The organism is Bradyrhizobium australafricanum, assembly GCF_020329495.1.
In the GTDB taxonomy this organism is placed as follows: domain Bacteria; phylum Pseudomonadota; class Alphaproteobacteria; order Rhizobiales; family Xanthobacteraceae; genus Bradyrhizobium; species Bradyrhizobium australafricanum.
This window is the reverse complement of the sequence record NZ_JAGKJL010000019.1, coordinates 1-23,074: the sequence shown is the minus strand read 5'-3', so window position 1 is coordinate 23,074 and position 23,074 is coordinate 1. Positions and strand designations below refer to the sequence as shown.

Sequence of the window (23,074 nt, the reverse complement as noted above, 5' to 3'; positions counted from 1 at the left end):
GCGGATTGACGTGAGCGGCGGCAAGAGAATGCGTAAAGGCGCGGCAGCGAAGCCCGCAACGGCAGGCCGCGCGGCCAGGAAACCGGTCAAGAAACCGGCCAGCAAGCCGGCCGAGCCCGCGATGGATCTCGCGGTCGGACGCCGCATCCGCGACCTGCGCCGCAGCAAGGAAATGTCGCTGGAGGTGGTCGCCGCGCGCACCGACTTGTCGATCGGCTTCATCAGCCAGATCGAGCGCGGCCTGTCGTCGCCCTCGCTGCGCGTGCTGGCGACATTGGCCGACGTGCTCGGCGTCGGCATCGCTGCGCTGTTCGGCGCGACGCCCAGGGATGACGGCGCCAGCGGCATCGTGACCCGCGAGGTGCAGCGCGCCGAGCTGAAGCTGTGGCGCACGGGAATTTCAAAGCAGCTGCTGAGCCCGGCCGGCAGCGAGAGCCGGCTCAACCTGTTCCTGGTGCATCTCGAACCCGGCGGCAACACCGGCGACGAGTTCTATACCCATGACGGCGAAGAGGCCGGCCTCGTGCTCCAGGGCGAGATGACGCTGACGGTGGACACGGAGACCTGGACGCTGAAGCAGGGCGACAGTTTCAGATTCGCGAGCCGAAGGCCGCACCGGTTCTCCAATCCGGCACGGGATGCGAAGGCCGTGGTGCTGTGGGTGAATTGCGTGACGGCGGCGGGGTGACGGCCCATCTCCCTCCGCCGTCGTCCCGGCGAAAACCATCCAGCGTCGTCCCGGCCTGGTGCGCAATTGCGCACGGGGGCCGGGACCCATTACCACGAATATGAGTGATTGCACGACGCTGGGGCCGCAGCCTTGTTAAACAACACGACCCTGTGGTTATGGGTCCCGGCTTTCGCCGGGACGACGATGATGGTTACACCGTGATCCTATCGAGCCGCATCACTTCAACCCCATCACCACTTCCTCGATCTTGATCGGGAAATTCCGCACGCGGATGCCGGTGGCGTGGAAGACTGCGTTGGCGACGGCGCCGGCGCTGCCGGTGATGCCGATCTCGCCGACGCCCTTGATGCCGAGCGGGTTCACATGGGGATCGTGCTCGTCGACCGTGATCACCTCCATCGGCGGCACGTCGGCATTCACGGGCACATGATATTCGGCAAGGTTCGCATTCAGAATGCGGCCGGACCGCTTGTCCATCACCGCCTCCTCGTGCAGCGCGAACGAGAGGCCCCAGATCATGCCGCCGCGCAGCTGGCTCCGCACCATCAACGGATTGATGATACGCCCTGCGGCGAACGCGCCGACCAGCCGCGTGGCGCGGATCTGGCCGAGATCCGGATCGACCTTCACCTCGGCAAAGACAGCGCCATGCGCGTGCATCGCATATTGCGATTGCGCCGCCGGATCGGCCGCACCCGCGCCAGAGGCCTCGACCTCGGCAACGCCGGCGCGCGCCAGGATCTCGGCGTAGCTTTCGCTGCGCGCATCATCGTCGCGGCGATGGAGCCGCCCGGCCCGCGCCACCACGCCGGCATTGCCGGCGCCGAACAGCGGCGAGCGCTGGTCGAAGGTCGCAAGCTCGGCGAGCTTTGCGATCACCGCCGCGCCGGCATTGTGGATCGCGGCACCGACCGTTGCGGTGTGCGCGGAGCCGCCGGCGATGCCGGCATCCGGCAGGTCCGACGTACCCGACAGAAACGAGATCTGCTCGAGATCGAGCGCCAGCGCGTCGGCCGAGATTTGCGTGAGCGCAGTCCAGGCGCCCTGCCCCATGTCATGCGCGCCGCTCTCCATCACGCCGCGTCCGTCGGCGCGGATCACGGCGCGCGCATTGCCCTGGAACATCAGCGCCGGGAATGTCGCGGTGCCCATGCCCCAGCCGATCAGAAAGCCGTTCTCGTCGCGCATCTGCGTTGGCTGCAGCGGCCGCCCCGCCCAGCCGAAACGCTCGGCGGCCTTGGCGTAGCACTGCCGCAGCGCCTTGGAGGAAAACGGCTTGCCGGTGGTCGGCTCGACCTCGGCGTAGTTCTTCAGCCGGAATTCCAGGGGATCGATGCCGCAGGCGAACGCCGCCTCGTCGATCGCGCTTTCCAGCGCGATCGATCCGGTGGCCTCGCCCGGCGCGCGCATGAACAGCGGCGTGCCGGTGTCGACGCGCACCGCCTCATGCGCGGTGCGGATCGCCGGGCTGGCATAGAGCGTATGCGAGGCGTCCGCCGCAGGCTCGTAGAAATCGTCGAAGCTCGACGTCGTGACGCGCGCCTCATGATCGAGCGCGGTCAGCAGGCCGTCGTCACCAGTGCCGATCCGGATGCGCTGGCGGGTCTGCGGACGATGGCCGACCGGGCCGTACATCTGGCTCCGCCGCAGCACCAGCTTGACCGGACGTCCGACCAGTTTCGCCGCCATGACGCCGAGCACCTGCGGCCCGGAGACCAGGCCCTTGGAGCCGAAGCCGCCGCCGAGGAACGGGCTGTTGATGTGGATGTTGCCGGGCGGAATGCCGAACAGGCCGCCGATCCGCATCTGCGCCATCGCCATGCCCTGGCTCGGCGTGTCGAGGAACAGGCGGTCGCCGTCCCACACCGCGACGATCGCGTGCGGCTCCATCGCGTTGTGGTACTGCGCGGGCGTCTCGTAAGTTGCGTCGATCCGCTTCGACGCAGCGGCAAGGCCGGCATCGATATCGCCGTGCCGGACCTCGGCGGGATTACCGATGCCGACCACCGGCGGCGCGTAGGCTTCGCCGGCGTCGAGACCGACACGCGCGATCTCGACCTGATAGCGCGGCGACAGCAGCGCGGCGCCTTCGGTGGCGGCCTCCAGCGTCTCGGCGATCACGACCGCGATCGCCTGGTTGGCGTAGCGCACCTCGTCGCTCTGCAACAGCTCCATGCGGAAGGCGAACGGATTGCCCTTGGCGTCGGGGTCTTCGGCGAGCTCCGGCTTGTGCGCCGGCGTCATCACGTCGATGACGCCGGGGTGGCGCTTGGCGGCAGCGACGTCGAGCGCGGTGACGCGGCCGCGCGCGATGCAGCTGGTCGCGATCACGGCATAGACCATGCCGGGCGGATGATTGTCGGCGGCATAGCGGGCCTTGCCGGTCACCTTCAGCGTGCCGTCGGTGCGGGTCAGCGGCTGGCCGATATTCGAGCCGTGCCTGAGATGGGCGGGGTCGCGGGTCAGATTGAGTTCAGCCGTCATGCGTTACGCTCCTGCAACGGATGAGAAGGGAGAGCCCGGCAGCGCGGGAATCCGGTCCGGCGTGCCTGCGGCAGCAAGGGTGAGCGCGCGCACGACGATGCGTTGCGCGAGCTCGATCTTGAAGGCGTTGTCGCCGGACGGTTTTGCGCCCGCGAGCGCGGCGCGCGCCGCCTCGCGATAGGTCGCCGCATCCGGCGCGGCGCCCGCGAGCACTTGCTCGGCCTCGCGCGCCCGCCACGGCTTTGCCGCGACGCCGCCGAGCGCGAGCCGCGCCTCGCGGATCTTTCCATCCTCGATGCGCAAGCCGGCCGCGGCCGAGACCACCGCGAACGCGTAGGACGTGCGCTCGCGCACCTTGATGTAGCGGGCATGCCCGGAGAAGCCTTGCGCTTCGGCCGGCAGCCGCAGCGCGACGATCAGGTCGCCGCGCTCCAGCGCGGTCTCACGCTCCGGCGTCTCGCCCGGCAGACGGTGCAGCGCCTCGAGCGGCAGCTCGCGCCGGCCGGTCTTGCCCTCGATCTCGACGACGGCGTCGAACGCGACCAGCGGCACGCAGAAATCCGACGGATGGGTTGCGATGCAGCCCTCGCTCCAGCCGAGCACCGCGTGCAGGCGGTTCTCGCCCTTCAGCGCGTCGCAGCCGGCGCCCGGCCAGCGCCGGTTGCAGGCGCTGCCGGCGTCGTAGAAATAGGCGCAGCGCGTTCGCTGCATCAGGTTGCCGCCGACGGTCGCGGCATTGCGCAGCTGGGCGGACGCGCCCGACAGCAACGCCTCGGCGACCGCCGGATAGTCGCGCGCAAACTCCGCGTCATGCGCGAGATCGGCATTGCGCACCAGCGCGCCGATCCGCAAGCCGCCGTCGGCCAGATGCTCGATGCGGTCGAGCCCCGGCAGACACGTGACGTCGACGAGAAGGCTCGGCCGGCTGACGCCGCCCTTCATCAGGTCGAGCAGATTGGTGCCGGAGGCGAGATAGCTCGCGCCCTTCTCGGATGCCGCCGCGATCGCGTCCGCGACGCTGGCCGGCCTGACATAATCGAAGTTCATCATGCGGAGCGCCTCTGCTTGGTCGCGTTGATGTCGGCCTGCGCCTCGAGCACGGCCTCGGTGACTCCTTGATAGGCCCCGCAGCGGCACAGATTGCCGCTCATGCATTCGCGCACGCGCTCCGGATCGTCGCCGGCCTGGCCTTCCTGGATCAGGCCGATGCCGCTCATGATCTGGCCCGGCGTGCAGAAGCCGCACTGGAAGCCGTCATGGGCGATGAAGGCGGCCTGCACCGGATGCAGCTGGTCGCCGCGCGCGACGCCTTCGATGGTTGTGATCTCGGCGCCGTCATGGCTGACGGCAAGCGCGAGGCAGGAATTGATGCGGCGACCGTCGACCAGGACGGTGCACGCGCCGCACTGGCCGCGGTCGCATCCCTTCTTGGTACCGGTGAGGTCGAGGCGCTCGCGCAACAGGTCGAGCAGGGTAACGCGGGGGTCGTCGAGGGCAATTTCCCGGCGGACACCGTTGATGGTGAGGCTGAGTGGGAGATTCATGCAGGGCTCCGATCCGTGTATGGTCGGGTTGAATCGAGGCAACGGAAGCCCGTGGCCGCCGATGCAGGATCGGCGCGCCTTGTCAGGTCCGGTGCTGGTCGCCATATACGGAGGCATCCTCCGTTTACAAGGGAGGGTGAAAAGAAAAAGCCGATGAAAAACTAATGGCCGGTCGATCACCAGAAATTGCACGCAAGCCCCGCGCCGACGCCGTGCGCAATCGCGAGCGCGTGCTGGAAGCGGCCAAGGCCGTGTTCTCGGCCGGCGGCAGCGAGGCGAGTCTCGAGGCGGTGGCGCGCCATGCCGGCGTCGGCATCGGCACGCTCTATCGCCACTTCCCAACGCGCGAAGCGCTCTATGAGGCGGTCTACCGCCGCGAGGTCGAGCAGCTCGGCGATCTGGCCGAGCAACTGCAATGCGCGCCCGAGCCGGTCGAGGCGCTGCGGCGCTGGCTGCGCGCTAACGTGGAATTCGTTGCCACCAAGAAGGGCATGGTCGCAGCACTGGCGCTGGTCGCTCACGGCTCGACCGAGCTGCACGCCTATTCGTTCGACCGCCTGACCAAAGCGATCGGCACCCTGCTCGCGCGCGCGGTCGCGGCCGGTGCGATCCGTGGCGACATCAGCGCCGAGGACGTGCTGCGCGCGCTGATCGGCATGTGCTACATGCACGACCAGCCCGGCTGGCAGACCACCGCGCTCAGGCTGTTGGACGTATTCGTGGACGGGCTGCGGGTGCAGCCGGCAGACAAGGCGGCCTCCGCGGCAAAGCCTGCGAACAAGACCGCACGAAAAGCCCCGCGCAAGGCATAGCTACCGGCCAACAGCGGTCTGATACAATCGCCGGTTCTGCCGATCGCCTCAGTTCTTTGGTTTGAAGATATCAGCCGTGACGAAGATGACGGCATCCTTGCCATCATTGCGGTGCCAATGAATTGTCGTTCCAGGTTCGCCCGTCGCATCCCCAGCCTTGAAGGTCTGAGAGGTGCCGTCGTCCCGAATGACGGTGTCGGTTCCCTGCAAGAAATATACGACGGCAGGCCGTTCCTTGTGATCGTGCAGGCCGATGTGGCCTCCCGGCTCGATTGTGAGCAAACGGAGCCTCAGTTGCCGACCTTCCATGCCTGGAAATTCGGGGCCCAGTTCGACGACTGTCGTCTTGCTCGTTGTGTATCCCTTGTTGTCCTTCGGTGCATCTGCGGCCCGCGAGACAGCGATCTCTACGCCAAATGCAAATAATCAAATAATAAAGAGATTAGGAGGCTATAAGAGAGATTGCGCAACGTCATGCCAATACTCCTTTCTTGCCAATAGCAGGAGCTTCATTACGTGCTCGATAAACGTCAATCTTAGCGCAATATGGATCACCTTTGGCGCTTTGTCGCTACGTCCATTGTTGGTCTTCGCGATCGGGGGCGTAACGAAAAGCCCCGCGCTGAGGCGGGGCTTTCGGATCATCGCGGATTGGTCCGCGTTCCGCTGTTGTTGCCGGGCAGGTTCGATGTCCCAGTCCCGGTCGCCGAATTGTTGTTTGGGTCGGTCCAGTAGTTCGGCGTCGAGGTGCCTGGGTTGTTCATGTTCCCGGTCGTGCTGCCGGGCGGATTGCTCATTCCCGAGCCTGTTCCCATCCCGGTGGTGCCGCCGGTGCCGGTTCCTGCGCCGGAGCTTCCAGGCCCCGCGCCTGCACTCGCGCCTCCGGCCGATCCGCCACCGGCGCCGCCCCCACCACCGCCGCCACCCTGCGCGAAGGCGTGCGATGTCGACAGTATCATGGCCGCAGCCAATCCGATCGTTGCCAGTTTCTTCATGTGATATCCTTTCCTGGTTCGACCGGAAGCAACGTGGACCGCACGGCGCACGTTCCCGCACGGCGGGACACACATCCGGCGCGGGCTCGCGAGGAACATGATGCTGGCTGTCCTGTTGAGCGGGATAGCGTTCCCGGAGATGCGCGATGAAGACGCTTCAAATGCAGCACGAGATCACGGCCGAGCTGGAAAGACGATCCGGTGTCACTGGCCTGAAGCTGATCCGGCTCAAGGGCTATACGCCGAGCTGGGATCTCGGCGGCACCCGCGAGACGGCGCTGGACGAGGCGAAGGAAAAAGAGCTTCGCGACATCGTGACCAGGATGCAGGACGAGTTCGACATCGCCTAGGACCGCCGCACGAGCACGTTGCACCGGACGAGCCGCGCCTGAACAATCATGACGCCCCTCGCGGCGTCGGGCCGACCGCGCGTGCAATAATATATCGTCCCACGATATATTCTGCGCCAGGGGACATGTTTGACGCTTCCCAAACGGCGATAACGGCACGCGAATTCCGGCCATTGAACGAACGTCGAATGGCCGATCCGACGTTTCCATTCGCGCGGCGTGCCCCGGAATGATTATGCTGGCAAAAAACAGGTAGACGCGGAGGCAAACTCCACGATCTGCCGATTGGCCATGGCGAGGAAAACGCGCGTTCGCGCTCGAGCTTTCGAGGACGACTCCCGATATCCGGGAAAAGATGCGCCTGCCGTTCATTTGGATTGCAGAAATGAGCGAGAGCATCTCATCTCCGTTTATCCGCTACCCGATCGGCACCTCGCTGCTGATGGCCGGCATTCTGTTCGTCGGCCTGGTCGCCTATCCGCTGCTGCCGGTCGCGCCGCTGCCGCAGGTCGATTTTCCGACCATCCAGATCTCCGCAAGCCTGCCCGGCGCCAGCCCCGAAACCATGGCGTCCTCCGTCGCGCAGCCGCTGGAGCGGCAATTCGCGCAGATTCCCGGCATTGCCCAGATGACCTCGACGAGTTCGCTCGGGTCGACCGCGGTCACCATCCAGTTTGATCTGAACCGCAACATCGACGGCGCCGCCAACGATGTTCAGGCGGCGATCAATGCCGCAGGCGGTCAGTTGCCCAAGAATCTGCCGACGCCCCCGATCTACCGCAAGGTCAACCCGGCGGACTCGCCCATCCTCATATTGTCGGCGACCTCGGACACCCTGCCGCTCATCAGGGTGAGCGATGCGGTCGACGCCCAGCTCGGGCAGCAAATCAGCCAGATTTCGGGCGTCGCCCAGGTGTTCATCGGAGGGCAGCAGAAGCCCGCCATACGCGTGCAGATCGATCCCGCCAAGCTGGTCGCCAAGAGGCTCTCGCTAGAAGATATCCGCAGCCAGATCGCCATCACGACGACGGACAGTCCGAAGGGTAACATCGACGGCGCCAGCCGCGCCTACACGATCTACGCCAACGATCAGCTCCCGGATGCCAAGGATTGGAATGACGTCATCGTCGCCTACCGCAACGGCGGCCCGTTGCGGATTCGCGACATCGGCCAAGCGGTCGCCGCGCCGGAAGATATGAAACAGGCCGCCTGGGCGGATGGCCAACGCGGCGTGTTCCTCGTCATCTTCAAGCAGCCCGGCGCCAATGTGATCGGAACGGTTGACAGGATCAAGGAGCAACTTCCGAGACTTATTGCCGCCATTCCGCCCGCCATCAAGATCAAGATCATCAGCGACCGGACATTGACCATCCGCGCCGCCGTCGAGGACGTTCAGATCACGCTGCTCATCACCATCGTTCTGGTCGTGATGGTAATCTTCCTGTTCCTGCGCAGCTTCTGGGCCACGGTGATTCCGGCCGTCACGGTACCGCTCGCGCTGCTCGGCGCCTGCGCGCTGATGTGGGTATTCGGCTATACGCTCGACAACCTTTCGCTGATGTCCCTGACGATTGCGGTCGGCTTCGTGGTCGACGACGCCATCGTCATGCTGGAAAACATCACGCGATATGTCGAGCAGGGCGAACGGCCGCTCGCCGCGGCACTGCAAGGTGCCGGCGAGATCGGATTTACCATCCTGTCGATCAGCATCTCACTGGTCGCGGTGCTGATCCCTCTGCTCCTGATGGGCGGCGTGATCGGCCGGCTGTTCCGCGAGTTCGCGGTGACCCTGGCAATGGCGATCTTCGTCTCACTGGTGGTGTCGCTGACGTTGACGCCGATGATGGCATCGCGCTTCCTGCGCGCGCGTGCCGAAACGAGGCACGGCCGGCTCTACCAATGGAGCGAAGCGGCATTCGACAGGATGCTGAATGGCTATCAACGCGGCCTTGATCTGGCGCTGCGCTGGAGCCGCACCACGCTATGCATCTTCTTCGCGACGGTGGCACTGTCGGTCTATTTGTTCGTGATCATTCCCAAGGGATTCTTCCCGCAACAGGACAACGGCTTCCTGATCGCCGTGTCGCAGATGGCGCAAGATATCTCGTTTACCGACATGAAGCGGCATCAGGAAGAACTCAGCAGCATCGTCCGGGCTGATCCCGCGGTCGACAGCATGGCCGAGTTCATCGGCGGCGGCGGTACCGCGCTCAATTCGGGTCGCATGTACATCACGCTGAAGCCGCGCGAGGAGCGCGACGCGAGCGCGCAGCAGATCATCGAACGGCTGCGGCCGAAGCTCGAGGCGGTCGAGGGCGCGCGCCTCTACATGCAGGCGTCCCAGGACGTCCGGCTGGGCGGCCGCGCCACGCGGACCCAGTTCGAATACACGCTGCAGGATGCAAAGCTCGACGAGCTGAACGAATGGGCGCCGAAGATTCTGGCCAGGATGAAGACGCTGCCGGAACTGCGCGACGTCGCCACCGACCAGCAGACCGAGGGAACGACGCTGACGCTGACCATCGATCGCGACACCGCGTCGCGCTTCGGCATCCAGCCGCAACTGATCGACGACACGCTGTACGACGCGTTCGGCCAGCGCCAGGTGACCCAATACTTCACCCAGCTCAACAGCTACCACGTCATCCTGGAGATCCTCCCGGAATTGCAGGGCAAGCTCGACACGCTCAACAAGATCTACATCAAGTCGCCGACCACGGGGGACGAGGTACCGCTCTCCGTGTTCTGCAAGTGGACCACGATTCCGGTGCGCCCGCTCGCGATCGCGCACCAGGGGCAGTTTCCTGCGACCACGATCAGCTTCAACCTCGCGCAAGGGGTGGCGCTCGGCCAGGCCACCGACGCGATCCAGAGCGCCGTCGCCGATCTCGGCGCTCCGGCCACGCTCAGCTCGAGTTTCCAGGGCACCGCGCAGGCCTTCCAGCAATCATTGAGCTCGGTGCCGCTGCTGATCCTGGCCGCGCTGGTCGTGGTCTACCTGATCCTCGGCGTGCTCTATGAAAGCTACATCCATCCGCTCACGATCCTGTCCACGCTGCCATCGGCCGGGGTCGGCGCGCTGGCAATCCTGATGGCGTTCGGGTTCGATTTCAGCCTGATCGCGCTGATCGGCATCATCCTCCTGATCGGGATCGTGAAGAAGAACGGTATCATGATGGTCGACTTCGCGATCACCGCCGAACGGGACGAGCACCTATCGCCGCGTGAATCGATCCGGAAAGCGGCCCTGCTGCGCTTCCGCCCGATCATGATGACGACGATGGCGGCGCTGCTCGGCGGCGTCCCGCTGATGCTGGGCACCGGAACGGGATCGGAAATCCGTCAGCCGCTCGGCTATGCGATGGTCGGGGGCCTGATCGTAAGCCAGGCGCTCACGCTGTTCACGACGCCGGTCGTGTATCTCTATCTCGACCGATTCTCGAACGCGCTGTCGAACTGGACGGCAACGAAGCGAGACGACGATGTCGAACCGCCCGTGAAGAACGCCGCCGAATAGCCCCGGAGTGGAAGCGAACCCGCGATCGCAACCGCCCTGGCGGGGCGGTCAAGCCGACCGGTAGATATCCGGCCGGACGATCTCCATGAAGCGCGACGGGTTGCCGAGCGCTTCGAACCCGAATTGACGGTACAGTCCATGGGCGTCCGAGGTCGCGAGCAGGAAGCGCCTCAGGCCCTGCAGGTCTTCATGCTCGACAACGCAACGCACCAGCCATTTCGACAATCGCTTGCCGCGATGCGCCTCGAGGATGAACACGTCGGCAAGCAATGCGAAGGTCGACCTGTCGGTGACGATACGCGCGAAGCCAACCTGTGCGGCGCGATGATAGACGCCAAAGCAGATCGAGTTGTCGATTGCCCGCTCCACGGTCGATCCCGGAATGCCCCGCGCCCAATAGCTATCCTTCGCCAGAAACGTGTGAATGACCTCGACGTCCAGGCGGTGCGGATCGGCTGATATCTCGTAGTCGGCAGGCATCCGCTGCATCGGCATTGGCGCGTTCCTTCGATCAAGCCGCTAGAGCATTCTCGGTTCTGATTGAATCAGAACCGAAGCCGCGTAGCCCGCATGAGCGAAAGCGACATGCGGGACAAAGACCCGGATATCGCTTGCGCTCATCCGGGCTACGAAACTTCGCTCGAAACGAGCTAGCCGAACCTGACATCGTAGCGCTTGATCGACAGCTCTTTGGTGTCGATCTCGGGCTTCTTCCCCGAGAGCATGTCGGCCAGCACGCGGCCCGAGCCGCAAGCCATGGTCCAGCCGAGCGTGCCGTGGCCGGTGTTGAGATGCAGATTGGCGAAGCGCGTCGCGCCGATCACCGGCGGGCCGTCCGGCGTCATCGGGCGCAGCCCGCACCAGAAGGTGGCCCTGGGAAGGTCGCCGCCGCGCGGAAACAGGTCGGTCAGCGAATGATCCAGCGTCGCGCGCCGCGCGGCGTAGAGCTTGGTCGAATAGCCCGAGATCTCGGCGGTGCCGCCGACCCGGATGCGATCGCCGAGCCGGGTGATCGCGACCTTGTAGCTCTCGTCCATCACGGTCGATTCAGGCGCGCCGGTCGCGTCCTTGATCGGAACGGTGATCGAATAGCCCTTCACCGGATAGACCGGCAGCGAGATGCCGAGCGGCCGCAGCAGGATCGGCGAGTAGCTGCCGAGCGCCAGCACATAGGCGTCCGCCGTCATCATCCCGGCGCTGGTCGCGACGCCGGTGATCCGGGTCGTGTCCGCATTCAGTCCGTCGATGCCGACATTGAAGTTGAAGCGCACGCCGAGCTTCTCGGCTTCCAGCGCCAGGGCCTGCGTGAACATGTGGCAGTCGCCGGTCTCGTCATGCGGCAGCCGCAGCCCGCCGGCGAACTTTTCCTTCACGCCGGCCAGCGCAGGCTCGGCGGCGATGCAGCCCTCGCGGCCGAGCACCTCGAACGGCACGCCGTACTGCTTCAGCACCGCGATGTCGTCGCCGGTGTGATCGAGCTGCGCTTGCTCGCGAAACAGCTGCAGCGTGCCGCGCGCACGCTCGTCATAGCGGATGCCGATCTCGCTACGCAGCGCCTGCAGGCAGTCGCGGCTGTATTCCGCGATCGGGATCATCCGGCTCTTGTTCACCGCGTAGCGCGCCGTCGTGCAGTTGCGCAGCATCTTCAAAAGCCACAGCCACATCACGGGATCGAGCTTGGGGCGGATCACCAGCGGGCCGTGCTTCATCAACAGCCACTTCACCGCCTTGACCGGCACGCCGGGGCCGGCCCAGGGCGATGAGTAGCCCGGCGACACTTCGCCGGCATTGGCAAAGGAGGTTTCCAGCGCGGGCTTCGGCTGACGGTCGATCACCGTGACCTCGTGGCCTGCGCGCGCAAGGTAATAGGCAGAGGTGACGCCGATCACGCCACTGCCGAGAACAAGGACCTTCACTTTTCTTCACATCCTGCAGCGAAAACGCAATCGCCGCTGCGAAACCACTCTGCTTCGCAACGGCGACAGCAATTTGTAGAGCCAGCTAAAATATAGCTAGCAATTATCAGGCCACGCGCTTGATGGAGTCGCCGAGGATCGAGACGATGTCGTCGATGTGCGACTTCTCGACGATCAAGGGCGGCGACAACGCCAGCGAGTCGCCGCTCATGCGGAAGTAGAGGCCGCGGTTGAAGCAATCGACCATGATGTCGTAGCCGCGCGCGCCGACGGCACCATCGCGCGGCGCGACTTCGACCGCGCCCATCAGGCCCTGGTTGCGGATGTCGACCACGTTCGGCAGGCCCTTCAGCGAATGCAGCGCATCGCGCCAGTAGTCGGCGAGCGAGGCGCCGCGGGTCAGCAGAGCCTCGTCCTTGTAGATGTCGAGCGTGGCAAGACCCGCCGCGCAGGCCACCGGATGCGCCGAATAGGTGTAGCCGTGGAACAGCTCCATGGCGTTGTCCGGGCCAACCATCAGCCCGTCGTGGATCTGGCGGCTGGTGAACACAGCGCCGCACGGCACGGTGCCGTTGGTGATGCCCTTCGCGGTTGTCATCATATCGGGCGTCACGCCGTAGAAGTTGGCGGCGAACGGGGTGCCGAGGCGGCCGAAGCCGGTGATGACCTCGTCGAAGATCAGCAGGATGCCGTGCTTGGTGCAGAGCTCGCGCAGCCGCTGCAGATAACCCTTCGGCGCCGGCAGCACCGCGGTCGAGCCCGGCACCGGCTCGACGATCACCGCCGCGATGGTGTCGGCGCCATGCAGCGCCACCATCCGCTCGACATCGTCGGCGAGCTCGGCGCCGTGCTCCGGCTGATCCTTGGCGAAGGCGTTGCGGGCGAGATCGTGGGTATGACGGATGTGGTCGACGCCGGGCAGATGGGTCGCGAACTGGCGGCGGTTGGCGACCATGCCGCCGACCGACATGCCGCCGAAGCCGACGCCGTGATAGCCGCGCTCGCGGCCGATCAAACGGGTGCGGCTCGGCTGGCCGGCGGCACGATGATAGGCCAGCGCGATCTTCAGCGCGGTATCGACCGATTCAGAGCCCGAATTGGTGAAGAAGACGCGATCCAGCCCCTTCGGGGCGATCTCGGCGAGCCGCTCGGCGAAATCGAACGCCAAGGGGTGGCCCATGTTGAACGAGGGCGCGAAGTCCAGCGTCGACAGCTGCCGCTCGACCGCGGCCGCGATCTGCGGGCGGCCGTGGCCGGCGTTGACGCACCACAGGCCGGCTGAGCCGTCGATCACCTGCCGGCCGTCGACCGAGGTGTAGTACATGCCCTTGGCGGAGGAGAACAGCCGCGGCGCCTTCTTGAACTGCCGGTTGGCCGTGAACGGCATCCAAAACGAGTCGGTCTTGATGGTGTTCGGAATCTGATGAACGGTCACGGCGGCGCTCCATTGCTGACTGATGCTAGTCGGACCACTCTTCCAGGCACTCAACAAGTCCTTTTCTGCTGCACCGCAAGCCATTGATCTTGTTGAGGCGGTCTGCCAAGATTTGTTCGATCCGCAACACCTGCAACAGGGATTTGCCAAGGGGACTGCCATGAGCGTCGACATCGGCGGTCGGCTTCGATTCATCCGCGCGCGGCACAAGCTGTCGCAGCGCGAGCTCGCCAAGCGCTCCGGCGTGACCAATTCGACGATTTCGCTGATCGAATCCAACCAGATGAACCCGTCGGTCGGCGCCCTCAAGCGCATCCTCGACGGGATCCCGATGGGGCTTGCCGAATTCTTCGCGATCGAGCCGGAGCGGCCGCGCAAGGCGTTCTATCGCGCCGACGAGCTGACCGAGATCGGCAAGAAGCCGATCTCCTACCTGCAAATCGGCGACAGCCTGTTCGGCCGGGCGTTGCAGATCCTGAAGGAGCGCTACGAGCCCGGCAGCGACACCGGCCGGGTGCCGCTGGTGCATGAGGGCGAGGAAGGCGGCATTGTGGTCTCGGGCCGGCTCGAGGTCACGGTCGACGACGAGCGGCGGGTGCTCAACGCCGGCGACGCCTATTACTTCGAAAGCCGCCGCCCGCACCGCTTCCGCTGCATCGGCGCCAAGCCGTGCGAAGTGATCTCGGCCTGCACGCCGCCGACATTTTGAACCCGGCGCGCGCGGCGGGCGACCCAAGCCGCAGGGGCCGCATGGCGCGGCCGTGCGGGTGACGTTGATGCCTTGCTCTCCACGGCTTGCGGCCGCCGTCGCGGCCATCGCGGTCCTTGCATCCGGCCCGTCCGTTGCGTTGGACGATGATCTGCTGGCATCAAGCAGCGGGCCGACCGCGATCAGGCTGTGCGGCGATGGCGGCGACGGCACGATCAAGATCGCGGACTGCAGGAAGGCCGGCACCGACAGGCTGGTGACGCAGATCGACGGGGCGTTCGACGTGGCGCTCGGCAAGATGCCGGCGAACATCAAGCCGCTCTTGAAGCGCGACCAGGCCTGGTTCAACGAGATGATCATCGACGCCGCCGAGGTGCTGGCCGATAGCGACGCGGACGAATTGAAGGAGCGTTTTGCGCAAACCCTGCGGCGCCGCGCCGCCGCGCTTGAGGGAATGGCATCCGGCCGTTCCGGCATCGCCGGCAACTGGGTCAATGCCTTCGGCAACATCACGCTGACGCCGGCCGACGGCGGTGCCTATCGCCTCGCCGCCGATCTGCGCGGCGACTATGGCGGCGACCGCAGGCGAAGCTGCAAGCTCACCGCCGACCTGAAGCCTTCGGGGAGTGGCTGGCTCGCCGGCACCGTGGTGATCAATACGGACACGGCGGCCGACAAGCCGAAAGCCGACGCAGCGGCCCCTGCCGCCAGGCCGCCGTCAGTCAAACTCCGCCGCCAGGGCGAGACCTTGCGGATCGTCGGCACCATCGATGACGAGGAGTGGCACGGCTTCGCCGACTGCTCGTCGATGTGGCAGGTCACCGGCAGCTATTTTGCCGCCGGCAAGGATACGGCATCCGACAGTGCGGACACCGCCTTCGTCGTCCCGACCTTCGACTGCACCAGGCCGGAGACGGCGACCGACGAGGAAATCTGCGCCGACCCTGATCTGGCCGACAACGACCGGCGGCTGAACCGCGCCTGGAAGGCATTGCAGCCGCACCTCGACGAGGCGACGCGGCGCGCGCTGATCGACGACCAGCGCAACTGGGTGAAGAGCCAGGCGCAGCAATATCCGGAATTCCTGCACCCGGCCTGGAACAAGCAGAGCTCCCAGTTTCACTTCACCCTCGATGCCCGCGACCACGTCGACGGATTGCAGCGCGAACGCCTGGCGCTGCTCGAAGGCTTTGACGACAAGCGCAGCGGGCTTGCCGGCATCTGGCTCGCCCATAACGCCATCATCAAGATCACCACCGAGAGCAACGGCGCCGTGAAGGCGACGGGATGGAAGTGGGACCAGGGCGACTGGAAGGCCGGCTGCGACTACGAGATGACGGGCAAGATCGTCGGCGGCACATTCCGCTCCGACGAGCAGCGCAAGAACCCGGACACGCTCGAGCGCGATCACTCCATGCTGATCGTCAACCGGCAGGACGGTCTGTTCGCGAAGAAGCGCTACTCGAACAAGGACGGCACCGAGAACAAGGACGCCGACGAAGCGAAATGCAAGCGCCGGCTCGACAATTCCTCGACCGCGCGGATGTTTCCCGCCCGCCCCTCGTCGGACATCGATAATTTCAAGGGCTCGATCAGATAGAGCGTCTTCAGGCGAAGTGGATACCGGTTCGCGTGACGAAAACGCGTCAGGACAACGATCCAGAGACCCGTTCCGATTCAATCGGACCGGAATGGCTCTGGTCACACGACAGTATCACAGATCGCGCGTCTGCCGGTCGCCCCAGGCAATAACGGCGGCAATGGTGGCGAACATCGCTGTGACTGCGATCATGACGAGGATGGTGTCGAGAGGCATGGGTCGTCTCCTGCATGTGATGGAGAGACCTAGCGCGCCTGCGCGCGCATCGCCTTGTGCTGGATCAAAAAGCCGACGCCGAAGCGTCAGCTCGCGCCGCTCAGCTTGAGCCGTTCGAGGTCGAGCAGCCGCACGCCATCAGGCACGATCAACACCACCTTCTCGCGCGCAAGGCGGGTCAGCGTGCGGCTCACCGTCTCGATGGTGAGACCGAGATAGTCGGCGATGTCTTGCCGGCTCATCGGCAGCGGCACGGTGACGGACACGCTTCCGATCCGGGCGTATCGCGTCTGCATGTTGAGCAAGAATGCAGCGATCTTTTCCTCGGCACTGCGCCGTCCGAGCAGCAACATCTGGTCCTGCGCCAGGCTCAACTCGTGCCCCGCGAACTCATGCAGGCGGCGCAGCAGATGCGGCTTGCCGTCGACATAGGCGAGGAACGCCGATCGCACGAAACGGCAAACCGCGACGTCGTTGACCGCCTCCGCGGTGACGCCGTAGCGGTCCTGCAGCGCAAGTCCGAGGAAGTCGCCCGGCAGCGCGAAACCCACGATCTGGCGCCGGCCGTCGAGCAATGATTTGTAAAGCCGCACGACCCCCTCGGTGACATTGAACACGCTCCCCGCCAGCGCACTCTGCTCGAACAGCGTCGTTCGCGCCGGAACCTGCTTTGCCTGGCTGATCCGGTCGAGCTCCTCGAGCTCGGACGGCTCCAGCGCAGCGCAGACGCTGAACAGCCTGACCTTGCAGTCTTCGCAGCCATTCGTGGCGCGGCCGTGCCTGCAGTCGGAACGCGTCGCGCCTGCACAGGAATCCTGCAGTGGCTCGGCAATGGTCATGGCTTCGGGTGTCCGCTTGGTTAGGTGCTTGACACTATCAACCCCGATTTGATCTGGATCAACCGCCGGCGGCATTGATGCAGATCAATGCTGCGCCGCGCTTTCCCCAGCAGTTTCGCCATCATCGGGGAATCCGGCGATGAACGAGCAATTCCAGGCACTTCCGATCGACCATCAGCATGCGATCGTGGCCTATCCGCTGGTGTTCATGCATGATGCCAGTATTACCACGGATCAATGGCTGCGGTTCGTGCGCCGGCGCTGCCGCGGCAGCTCGCCCGAGACCGGGCTTATCGCGATTCGCGATCGCCGCGGCGTGATCCATGCCCTGTTCAGTTACCGCATCGACAACGACCTGCGCGTCCGCAAGCGGCTCAGCATCGGCGACCTGATCGTCGCGCATCTGCCCGGCTCGCGGATCGACGACGCGGTGTCGAACGTCATCGCCGAGGTTTCGGCGCAATACGGTTGCCAGATCGTCACCATCGAGCAGCCATTCGCAACGCGTCATGCACGGCACGCCGGATGCCCGACTGCCGAGGCGCTGCGGCACCATCGGCGCGTCAACTAACATCGCACTGCTCGGTCGTTCGGAGCCAGCCGCCGAATGCGCCCTGCTCCGTTGCCGCCGTGGTCGTGGGGGAGTAGCCTTGCGGCGGCTGGAAGGTCCGACTGTCGACGGTGCCACCGCATGCGCATCATCCTGATGTTCGTCGCTATTCTGCTCGGCTCGCTCGCTCCCGCAGCGGCCGACGACGTCGGCGCCGCGCAGGCCGTGATCCGCGCGCAGGAGCAGGCGTTCGGCCGCGACGACGCCGCGGCGGCCTATTCGCATGCCGCACCGGCGATCCGGCAGATCTTTCCGCAAGCCGACATCTTCATGTCGATGGTGCAGAACCAATACGCGCCGGTCTATCGGCACAGAAGCTTCGAGTTCGGCGAGGCGCGCAGCGACGGCGACCGGATCGCGCAGCGCGTCCACATCGTCGATGCCAATGGCGAGGCGTGGGAGGCGCTCTACACGCTGGAGCGGCAGGCCGACGGCAGCCTGAAGATCACCGGCTGCTCATTGCTCAAGGCCGGCCAGGCGGTGTGATCGAAAATTACGCCAGCGCCACCCGCTGCCGCGCCCGCATCATGAGCAGCAGGATGATGCTGACATTGAGCAGGTTCCAGGCGAGGCCGTTGGCGAAGGCGGCGGCATAGGAGCCGGTGGCGTCGAAGATCACGCCCGAGATCCAGCCGCCAAAGGACATACCGAACACCGAGGCGAAGATCACGATGCCGATCCGCGTCGCGGCCTCCGACGCCGGCATCGCCTCGCGCACGATGATCGCGTAGCTCGGCACGATGCCGCCCTGGAACAGGCCGAACATCGCCGAGATGATGTAGAGCGAGGTCAGGCTGTCGAAGAACAGATAGAACAACAGCGCCGCGCCTTGCGCGATCGAGCCGATCAGCAGGGTGCGGATACCGCCGATCCGGTCGGCGAGGAAGCCGGAGCCGATCCGGCTGATGATGCCGAAGCCGAGCATCAGCGACAGCATCTCGGCGCCGCGCGCCACGCCGTAGCCGAGATCGCCGCAATAGGCGACGATATGGACCTGCGGCATCGACATCGCCACGCAGCAGGAAATCGACGCGAGCGACAGGATCGCGGTCAGCGCGTTGGTGGAAAGCTTGAGGTCGACCCGGGGCGGTGCCGCGTTGCCATGGCTGCGCCTGGTCGCTGCGCCCATCAACACGCGCAGCACCATGAGTGCGAGCAGCATCGAGATCGCGGTGAAGATGCCGATTGCAATATGGGTGGTGCGCCAGCCGACACTCTGCATGCCGAAATTGACCAGCGGCGGCCACACCGTACCGCCGACGTAATTGCCGCTCGCGGCGATCGCGACCGCGAGGCCGCGGTAGCGCTCGAACCAGTGCGACGCCTCCGCCATCAACGGGCCGAAGGTCGCCGCAGACGACAGGCCGATGGCGAAATGCAGCAGGATGAAGGCCCAGATCGACGGCGCGTAGCCGGCGCCGACATAGCCGAGGCCGAGGATGCCGATCCCGGCGCCGATCGCCGCGACGATGCCGTAGCGGTCGCTGATCTTGCCGGTCACGACCTGGCCGAGGCCGAAGCCGAGCATCACCATGGTGAAGGCGAGCGAGGCCGTTCCGCGCGTCGCGCCGAAGTCGGTCTGCACCACCGGCAGCGCCACCACGACCGACCACATGCCGACGCTGCCGAGCGAGCCGATCACCACGGCCACGACAAGGCGCAGCCATGCCCGGCGCGAGTCGGGAATGAACGTAGCGACTTCAGGGGAAAATTCAGAAGAAATTACCACGGCAGGCGGAACTTCGTCGGCATTTGCCTCCGGGTCAAGCCACATTGCCGAGAGATTAGGCATGCGCCAGCAAGGGGACGCCGCCCCTTGAAACGGCACGCTCCGCGGCGGATTCGCGCGCGGCTAGCGTCGCATCAATTCCCGAAGTTCGGGTCCTGCGACTGGAAGGGGCCGCATTTGGCGCGTTTCGCAAACCGCTGATCGAAATCGACCGTGCCCCCGCCCACCGGAATCTGTGTCGGCGGCAGTCCCCTTGTGTACTGGTCGACGGTCACCGTCTTCTTGTCCGCGCTCATCGTGACGCGAACCGGCTCAAGCGGCTTGCCCTTGTTGGCCTCGGTCAGGTCGAGTGCGTAGTAGCCGATCTCCGTCTGGCCGGCGCGCAGGCCTTGGCCTGCCAATGCAACCGATAGCGGTAGATAGACCTCCATCCTGACGCCTTCGCCGTCGCACGCCAGCATGCGCATCATGGCGGCGTCCTGGCCCGGAGGCTTTGCGGCAGCACCCGTCGCGACGGAAAGGGTGACAGCCGCGACAGACCCGAAACCACCAATCCAGGGTTTGCCGGTCGTTGCCGCCGCACGGTCTCCTTGGCTTGTCATGGAATCCCCCGACACGAAGCCACTTGCTCGGTATTTCGTCTGACGTCGAGGCTTGGACGTTCAATCCCGGTCCGTCCTCCCTCCCCGATCGGCGCCTCCGTGCGCCGCCGCGGCGATGTTTGGGCGATCGGGCGTCAGCGCTTCCTGTACCGCCGGACCGGTTGCTGCTATGATCCCGGCCTACTTGAACTGATCCGGTTTTTTTGAAGCGGAAAGCATTCTGAAGCGCCTGCATTGATCACCGACAGTCATATGGAGGTTTGCCATGGCTTCTGACTGGCGTCTCGAAGGCGAATGGATCAAGAACTGCAATTGTGCATTTGGCTGCCCCTGCGATTTCAATGCGCTGCCGACGCATGGTTCCTGCAAAGGCATGGTCGGCATGCGGATCACCAAGGGGCATTTCGGCAGCACCAAGCTCGACGGCCTGGTGTTCGCGGCAACCGTCGACTTTCCCGGCGCGCTGCACGAGGGCAACGGGCAGATGCAGCCGATCATCGACGAGCGCGCCACGGCGGAACAGCGCGAAGCGCTGTTCAACATCCTGTCCGGCAAGAATTCGGCCGAAGGCACGCTGTTCCAGATCTTCAGCCTGATCGTGACCAAGATCCATGATCCGGTGTTCGTGCCGATCGAGTTCTCCTTCGACAAGAACGGGCGCGTCGCCAAGCTCGTCGCCAAGGGCGTGCTGGAGACCGAGGTCGAGCCGATCAAGAATCCTGTCACCGGCACGCCGCATCGCATCCAGGTCGTGATGCCGGAGGGGTTCGAGCACAGGGGGGCCGAAGTGGCCTCCTCCAACATCCGCTCGACCGGGGCAATCAAGTACGAGACCAAGGGCTCGCACAGCTCGCTCGCCAACGTCGTGCAGACGCCGGACGGCGTCGCGGCCTGACACAGCCGGGCGCGGTTCGGCCGTTCGGCTGCTGGGATCCCACCATGAGCGAGACATCGGCGCTCGAAAACGTCCTGCGGCATGACCGCCTGATCTTTGCAGGCGGCATCGCCGCGGTGATGGCGCTGGCCTGGGCCTATCTCCTGGCCGGCGCCGGCATCGACATGAGCATGGCTGATATGCCGATGGATCCGACGCCATGGACGCCTTCCCATGCCGTGCTGGTGTTCGTCATGTGGCTGACGATGATGGTCGCCATGATGATCTCGAGCGCCGCGCCGATGGTGTTGCTGTTCGCCGCCCTGAAGCGCAAGCAATCGGCAACGCCCTCTCCCTTCGCTGAGGCCTGGATCTTCCTGTGCGGCTATCTCGTGATCTGGGCCGGCTTCAGCCTCGCCGCGACGCTGGCGCAATGGCAACTCGACCTCGCCGGCCTCTTGTCGATGGCGATGGCTGCTACCAGCGCGACGCTCGCCAGCGGCGTCCTGCTGCTGGCCGGGCTCTACCAGTTCACGCCGCTCAAGCGCGCCTGCCTGCGCTACTGCCAGAGCCCGGTGCTGTTCCTGAGCCGGCACTGGCAACCGGGCACGGCCGGTGCGCTGCGCATGGGGCTGCGGCACGGCCTTTACTGCCTCGGCTGCTGCTGGTTCCTGATGGCATTGCTGTTCGTCGGCGGCGTGATGAACCTGCTCTGGATCGTCGGCATCACCGTCTACGTCGCCTGCGAGAAGCTGCTCCCGGTCGGCCACCGCCTCAGCTATGCCGCCGGCGCCGCGTTGATTGTGGCGGGACTGATCGTGCTCGTGCATACGACTTGAGAAAGTGTCCGGACGTGTAGGAATATCGATCGCGCGACGGCGATCATCCTGTCGAAGAAGATTGAAAGCAGTGCGAGCTGGTTCACACTTGCCAATCGTCATCCGTGCCAAGATCGTTCGGACGGTGGATTGTGCGTCGCAGGCCGGCAGCGCTGCTTGTGACGGAACTGACGAGCGACAGACGCTCGCGTGCTGGCGTCAAGCCATGCCCCACGCCCCCGGCCGTCGCGCCGAGAGAACCGCATGCATTTCATCGGAGGGTACATCATGCATACCTTGCCCGCAGAATGGCTACCCGTTTCAACTGCGCCAGCAGACCGGGATCTCGAAGTCTGTGTCCTGGACTATGATGGAATGGTCCATGCGCTCGTGGTCCCCTGCCACAAGGACGGCACCGACTGGGTCGTTGGTTCAAATAACCACGTCCATGTTCAACCGACGCATTGGCGCAGTTGGACTGAGCCCGCCTAAAGCGGGCCCCTGCACCGCCGGGCGGACCCGGCGCAGGGCCGCCGGGGACGCTCCATGGCGCGCCCGGACGAGTTACCGCCATCGCACCGCACGGGCACGAGCCCCGGTGCGGCGTCAATCTCGCGCCAGCCCATGAAATCGGCTAGACTTATCGCGTGAGGTTCAAGGGTGGGCCAGGAGGCTCGTCATGGAATCACACGTGATCCCTTTCGAAAATCGCTGGACCAACGGCAAGCATGCCTGGGAATGGCACTGCGAGCTCGAGCGGCTGGGCGTGCCGACAGTCCGGACGATGTACTGCGAGCATGAAACGCACCGTCGCAACAAGTCGGCGGTGGTGTTCGACATCCCCGCGGGCTTTGTCCACGACTGGCTGGCCTTTCATGACCGGCGCGCCGCCCGGCAGCAGTTCTTATGGCGCGCCAGCGTCATCACGCTCGGCATCATCGCCGCATCGGGCGTCGTGCTCGGTGCGCTCAGATAGAGGCCGCAAGGCCGGCGGCCTTATCCGTGGCCATCCTTCGAGACGCCCGCCCTTGGCGGGCTCCTCAGAGTCTGACTCATAAATCACCCAACCTTAGCTGCAGCCGCGAGTCTGCGGGTCAGGAGCCTGATGTGTGCAATCAGCAGCCAGGCAGCTTCGGTTGCCACCGTCGCCTCGAAGTCCTTGGCGAGGCGGCGGCATCTGCCGAACCAAGCGAATGTGCGTTCAACCACCCACCGCCTCGGCAGAAGCTGGAAGCCTTTGACGCCTTGAGGCCGCTCGACGATCTCGACAGTCCATGGACCGCAGTCTGAGAGCGCGTCGAGGAGTTGATTTCCGCGGTAGACCCGGTCGGCA

General features: G+C 65.2%; 23 protein-coding genes. 11 read left to right on the top strand and 12 right to left on the bottom strand.

The window, feature by feature from the left end:
- The first annotated feature begins 28 nt into the window (after positions 1-28).
- Positions 29-688: a cupin domain-containing protein gene (locus J6525_RS18440; protein WP_225645704.1), complete on the top strand. Its 660-nt coding sequence runs from the start codon at positions 29-31 to the stop codon at positions 686-688.
- A gap of 219 nt (positions 689-907) precedes the next feature.
- On the opposite strand, the gene J6525_RS18435 is transcribed toward J6525_RS18440, so the two are convergent.
- Genes J6525_RS18435 through J6525_RS18425 form a run of 3 tightly spaced genes read right to left on the bottom strand, consistent with a single transcriptional unit; the run spans position 908 to position 4,719 of the window.
- Positions 908-3,175, bottom strand: coding sequence for a xanthine dehydrogenase family protein molybdopterin-binding subunit (locus J6525_RS18435; protein ID WP_225645703.1), 2,268 nt, complete (start codon positions 3,173-3,175; stop codon positions 908-910).
- Positions 3,176-3,178: 3 nt separating this feature from the next.
- Positions 3,179-4,225 (bottom strand): FAD binding domain-containing protein, encoded by a 1,047-nt coding sequence (locus J6525_RS18430; protein ID WP_225645702.1) that lies wholly within the window; start codon positions 4,223-4,225, stop codon positions 3,179-3,181.
- Positions 4,222-4,719: a (2Fe-2S)-binding protein gene (locus J6525_RS18425; protein WP_225645701.1), complete on the bottom strand. Its 498-nt coding sequence runs from the start codon at positions 4,717-4,719 to the stop codon at positions 4,222-4,224. Before J6525_RS18425 ends, J6525_RS18430 begins: the two co-directional genes overlap by 4 nt.
- 164 nt (positions 4,720-4,883) lie before the next feature.
- On the opposite strand from J6525_RS18425, the gene J6525_RS18420 reads away from it, so the two are divergent.
- Complete coding sequence (locus tag J6525_RS18420; RefSeq protein WP_225645700.1) at positions 4,884-5,531, top strand: TetR/AcrR family transcriptional regulator; 648 nt, start codon at positions 4,884-4,886, stop codon at positions 5,529-5,531.
- 48 nt (positions 5,532-5,579) lie between these two features.
- Here J6525_RS18420 and J6525_RS18415 read toward each other — a convergent pair whose 3' ends face one another.
- Positions 5,580-5,840, bottom strand: a complete 261-nt coding sequence (locus J6525_RS18415) for a cupin domain-containing protein (RefSeq protein ID WP_225645699.1) — start codon at positions 5,838-5,840, stop codon at positions 5,580-5,582.
- 332 nt (positions 5,841-6,172) lie between these two features.
- Positions 6,173-6,526, bottom strand: coding sequence for a hypothetical protein (locus tag J6525_RS18410; RefSeq protein WP_225645698.1), 354 nt, complete (start codon positions 6,524-6,526; stop codon positions 6,173-6,175).
- Between the two features lie 146 nt (positions 6,527-6,672).
- Between J6525_RS18410 and J6525_RS18405 the strand changes: the two genes are divergently transcribed.
- A complete protein-coding gene (locus J6525_RS18405) occupies positions 6,673-6,876 on the top strand; it encodes a hypothetical protein (RefSeq protein ID WP_016844551.1) in 204 nt (67 codons plus the stop codon).
- A 385-nt stretch (positions 6,877-7,261) separates the two neighbouring features.
- Positions 7,262-10,393: a multidrug efflux RND transporter permease subunit gene (locus J6525_RS18400; protein WP_225645697.1), complete on the top strand. Its 3,132-nt coding sequence runs from the start codon at positions 7,262-7,264 to the stop codon at positions 10,391-10,393.
- A gap of 48 nt (positions 10,394-10,441) precedes the next feature.
- On the opposite strand, the gene J6525_RS18395 is transcribed toward J6525_RS18400, so the two are convergent.
- From J6525_RS18395 to aptA, 3 genes are all read right to left on the bottom strand, one after another.
- Positions 10,442-10,888: a GNAT family N-acetyltransferase gene (locus tag J6525_RS18395; RefSeq protein WP_225645696.1), complete on the bottom strand. Its 447-nt coding sequence runs from the start codon at positions 10,886-10,888 to the stop codon at positions 10,442-10,444.
- 155 nt (positions 10,889-11,043) lie between these two features.
- Positions 11,044-12,309: a D-amino acid dehydrogenase gene (locus J6525_RS18390; RefSeq protein ID WP_225160598.1), complete on the bottom strand. Its 1,266-nt coding sequence runs from the start codon at positions 12,307-12,309 to the stop codon at positions 11,044-11,046.
- Between the two features lie 106 nt (positions 12,310-12,415).
- Positions 12,416-13,744: an omega-aminotransferase AptA gene (aptA, locus tag J6525_RS18385; RefSeq protein ID WP_038377699.1), complete on the bottom strand. Its 1,329-nt coding sequence runs from the start codon at positions 13,742-13,744 to the stop codon at positions 12,416-12,418.
- 160 nt (positions 13,745-13,904) lie between these two features.
- Here aptA and J6525_RS18380 point away from each other — a divergent pair, with 160 nt between their 5' ends.
- Entirely contained in the window at positions 13,905-14,453 is a 549-nt protein-coding gene (locus J6525_RS18380; RefSeq protein WP_018273259.1) for a cupin domain-containing protein, read from the top strand.
- A 67-nt stretch (positions 14,454-14,520) separates the two neighbouring features.
- The gene (locus J6525_RS18375) at positions 14,521-16,053 is read left to right on the top strand and encodes a lysozyme inhibitor LprI family protein (protein WP_225645695.1); all 1,533 of its coding nucleotides are present in this window, start codon (positions 14,521-14,523) and stop codon (positions 16,051-16,053) included.
- A 302-nt stretch (positions 16,054-16,355) separates the two neighbouring features.
- On the opposite strand, the gene J6525_RS18370 is transcribed toward J6525_RS18375, so the two are convergent.
- Positions 16,356-17,108, bottom strand: coding sequence for a Crp/Fnr family transcriptional regulator (locus J6525_RS18370; RefSeq protein ID WP_225645694.1), 753 nt, complete (start codon positions 17,106-17,108; stop codon positions 16,356-16,358).
- 187 nt (positions 17,109-17,295) lie between these two features.
- Here J6525_RS18370 and J6525_RS18365 point away from each other — a divergent pair, with 187 nt between their 5' ends.
- On the top strand, positions 17,296-17,679 hold the full coding sequence (locus tag J6525_RS18365; RefSeq protein WP_141342804.1) for a hypothetical protein: 384 nt from the start codon (positions 17,296-17,298) through the stop codon (positions 17,677-17,679).
- A 120-nt stretch (positions 17,680-17,799) separates the two neighbouring features.
- Complete coding sequence (locus tag J6525_RS18360; protein ID WP_225160594.1) at positions 17,800-18,204, top strand: DUF4864 domain-containing protein; 405 nt, start codon at positions 17,800-17,802, stop codon at positions 18,202-18,204.
- Positions 18,205-18,211: 7 nt separating this feature from the next.
- Here J6525_RS18360 and J6525_RS18355 read toward each other — a convergent pair whose 3' ends face one another.
- Together J6525_RS18355 and J6525_RS18350 are read right to left on the bottom strand one after the other, a co-directional pair.
- Positions 18,212-19,369 (bottom strand): MFS transporter, encoded by a 1,158-nt coding sequence (locus J6525_RS18355; protein WP_375166553.1) that lies wholly within the window; start codon positions 19,367-19,369, stop codon positions 18,212-18,214.
- 212 nt (positions 19,370-19,581) lie between these two features.
- A complete protein-coding gene (locus tag J6525_RS18350; protein WP_225645692.1) occupies positions 19,582-20,049 on the bottom strand; it encodes a hypothetical protein in 468 nt (155 codons plus the stop codon).
- Between the two features lie 265 nt (positions 20,050-20,314).
- Between J6525_RS18350 and J6525_RS18345 the strand changes: the two genes are divergently transcribed.
- The 3 genes from J6525_RS18345 (at position 20,315) to J6525_RS18335 (ending at position 22,717) form a co-directional block, all read left to right on the top strand.
- Entirely contained in the window at positions 20,315-20,944 is a 630-nt protein-coding gene (locus J6525_RS18345; RefSeq protein ID WP_057015186.1) for a DUF1326 domain-containing protein, read from the top strand.
- 44 nt (positions 20,945-20,988) lie between these two features.
- Positions 20,989-21,762, top strand: a complete 774-nt coding sequence (locus J6525_RS18340) for a DUF2182 domain-containing protein (RefSeq protein ID WP_092090234.1) — start codon at positions 20,989-20,991, stop codon at positions 21,760-21,762.
- A 658-nt stretch (positions 21,763-22,420) separates the two neighbouring features.
- Positions 22,421-22,717: a hypothetical protein gene (locus J6525_RS18335; RefSeq protein ID WP_028341258.1), complete on the top strand. Its 297-nt coding sequence runs from the start codon at positions 22,421-22,423 to the stop codon at positions 22,715-22,717.
- An 83-nt stretch (positions 22,718-22,800) separates the two neighbouring features.
- On the opposite strand, the gene J6525_RS18330 is transcribed toward J6525_RS18335, so the two are convergent.
- The coding region (locus tag J6525_RS18330) for a transposase (RefSeq protein WP_225645691.1) at positions 22,801-23,074 on the bottom strand (274 nt) is incomplete at its 5' end.

Coding starts and splice junctions, on each gene's coding strand:
- J6525_RS18440 (WP_225645704.1), top strand. CDS start 29: ATGCGTAAAGGCGCGGCAGCGAAGCCCGCAACGGCAGGCCGCGCGGCC.
- J6525_RS18420 (WP_225645700.1), top strand. CDS start 4,884: ATGGCCGGTCGATCACCAGAAATTGCACGCAAGCCCCGCGCCGACGCC.
- J6525_RS18430 (WP_225645702.1), bottom strand. CDS start 4,225: ATGATGAACTTCGATTATGTCAGGCCGGCCAGCGTCGCGGACGCGATC.
- J6525_RS18380 (WP_018273259.1), top strand. CDS start 13,905: ATGAGCGTCGACATCGGCGGTCGGCTTCGATTCATCCGCGCGCGGCAC.
- J6525_RS18395 (WP_225645696.1), bottom strand. CDS start 10,888: ATGCCGATGCAGCGGATGCCTGCCGACTACGAGATATCAGCCGATCCG.
- J6525_RS18345 (WP_057015186.1), top strand. CDS start 20,315: ATGGCTTCTGACTGGCGTCTCGAAGGCGAATGGATCAAGAACTGCAAT.
- J6525_RS18400 (WP_225645697.1), top strand. CDS start 7,262: ATGAGCGAGAGCATCTCATCTCCGTTTATCCGCTACCCGATCGGCACC.
- J6525_RS18370 (WP_225645694.1), bottom strand. CDS start 17,108: ATGACCATTGCCGAGCCACTGCAGGATTCCTGTGCAGGCGCGACGCGT.
- J6525_RS18375 (WP_225645695.1), top strand. CDS start 14,521: ATGCCTTGCTCTCCACGGCTTGCGGCCGCCGTCGCGGCCATCGCGGTC.
- J6525_RS18350 (WP_225645692.1), bottom strand. CDS start 20,049: ATGACAAGCCAAGGAGACCGTGCGGCGGCAACGACCGGCAAACCCTGG.
- J6525_RS18340 (WP_092090234.1), top strand. CDS start 20,989: ATGAGCGAGACATCGGCGCTCGAAAACGTCCTGCGGCATGACCGCCTG.
- J6525_RS18405 (WP_016844551.1), top strand. CDS start 6,673: ATGAAGACGCTTCAAATGCAGCACGAGATCACGGCCGAGCTGGAAAGA.
- J6525_RS18415 (WP_225645699.1), bottom strand. CDS start 5,840: ATGGAAGGTCGGCAACTGAGGCTCCGTTTGCTCACAATCGAGCCGGGA.
- J6525_RS18360 (WP_225160594.1), top strand. CDS start 17,800: ATGCGCATCATCCTGATGTTCGTCGCTATTCTGCTCGGCTCGCTCGCT.
- J6525_RS18425 (WP_225645701.1), bottom strand. CDS start 4,719: ATGAATCTCCCACTCAGCCTCACCATCAACGGTGTCCGCCGGGAAATT.
- J6525_RS18410 (WP_225645698.1), bottom strand. CDS start 6,526: ATGAAGAAACTGGCAACGATCGGATTGGCTGCGGCCATGATACTGTCG.
- J6525_RS18335 (WP_028341258.1), top strand. CDS start 22,421: ATGGAATCACACGTGATCCCTTTCGAAAATCGCTGGACCAACGGCAAG.
- J6525_RS18435 (WP_225645703.1), bottom strand. CDS start 3,175: ATGACGGCTGAACTCAATCTGACCCGCGACCCCGCCCATCTCAGGCAC.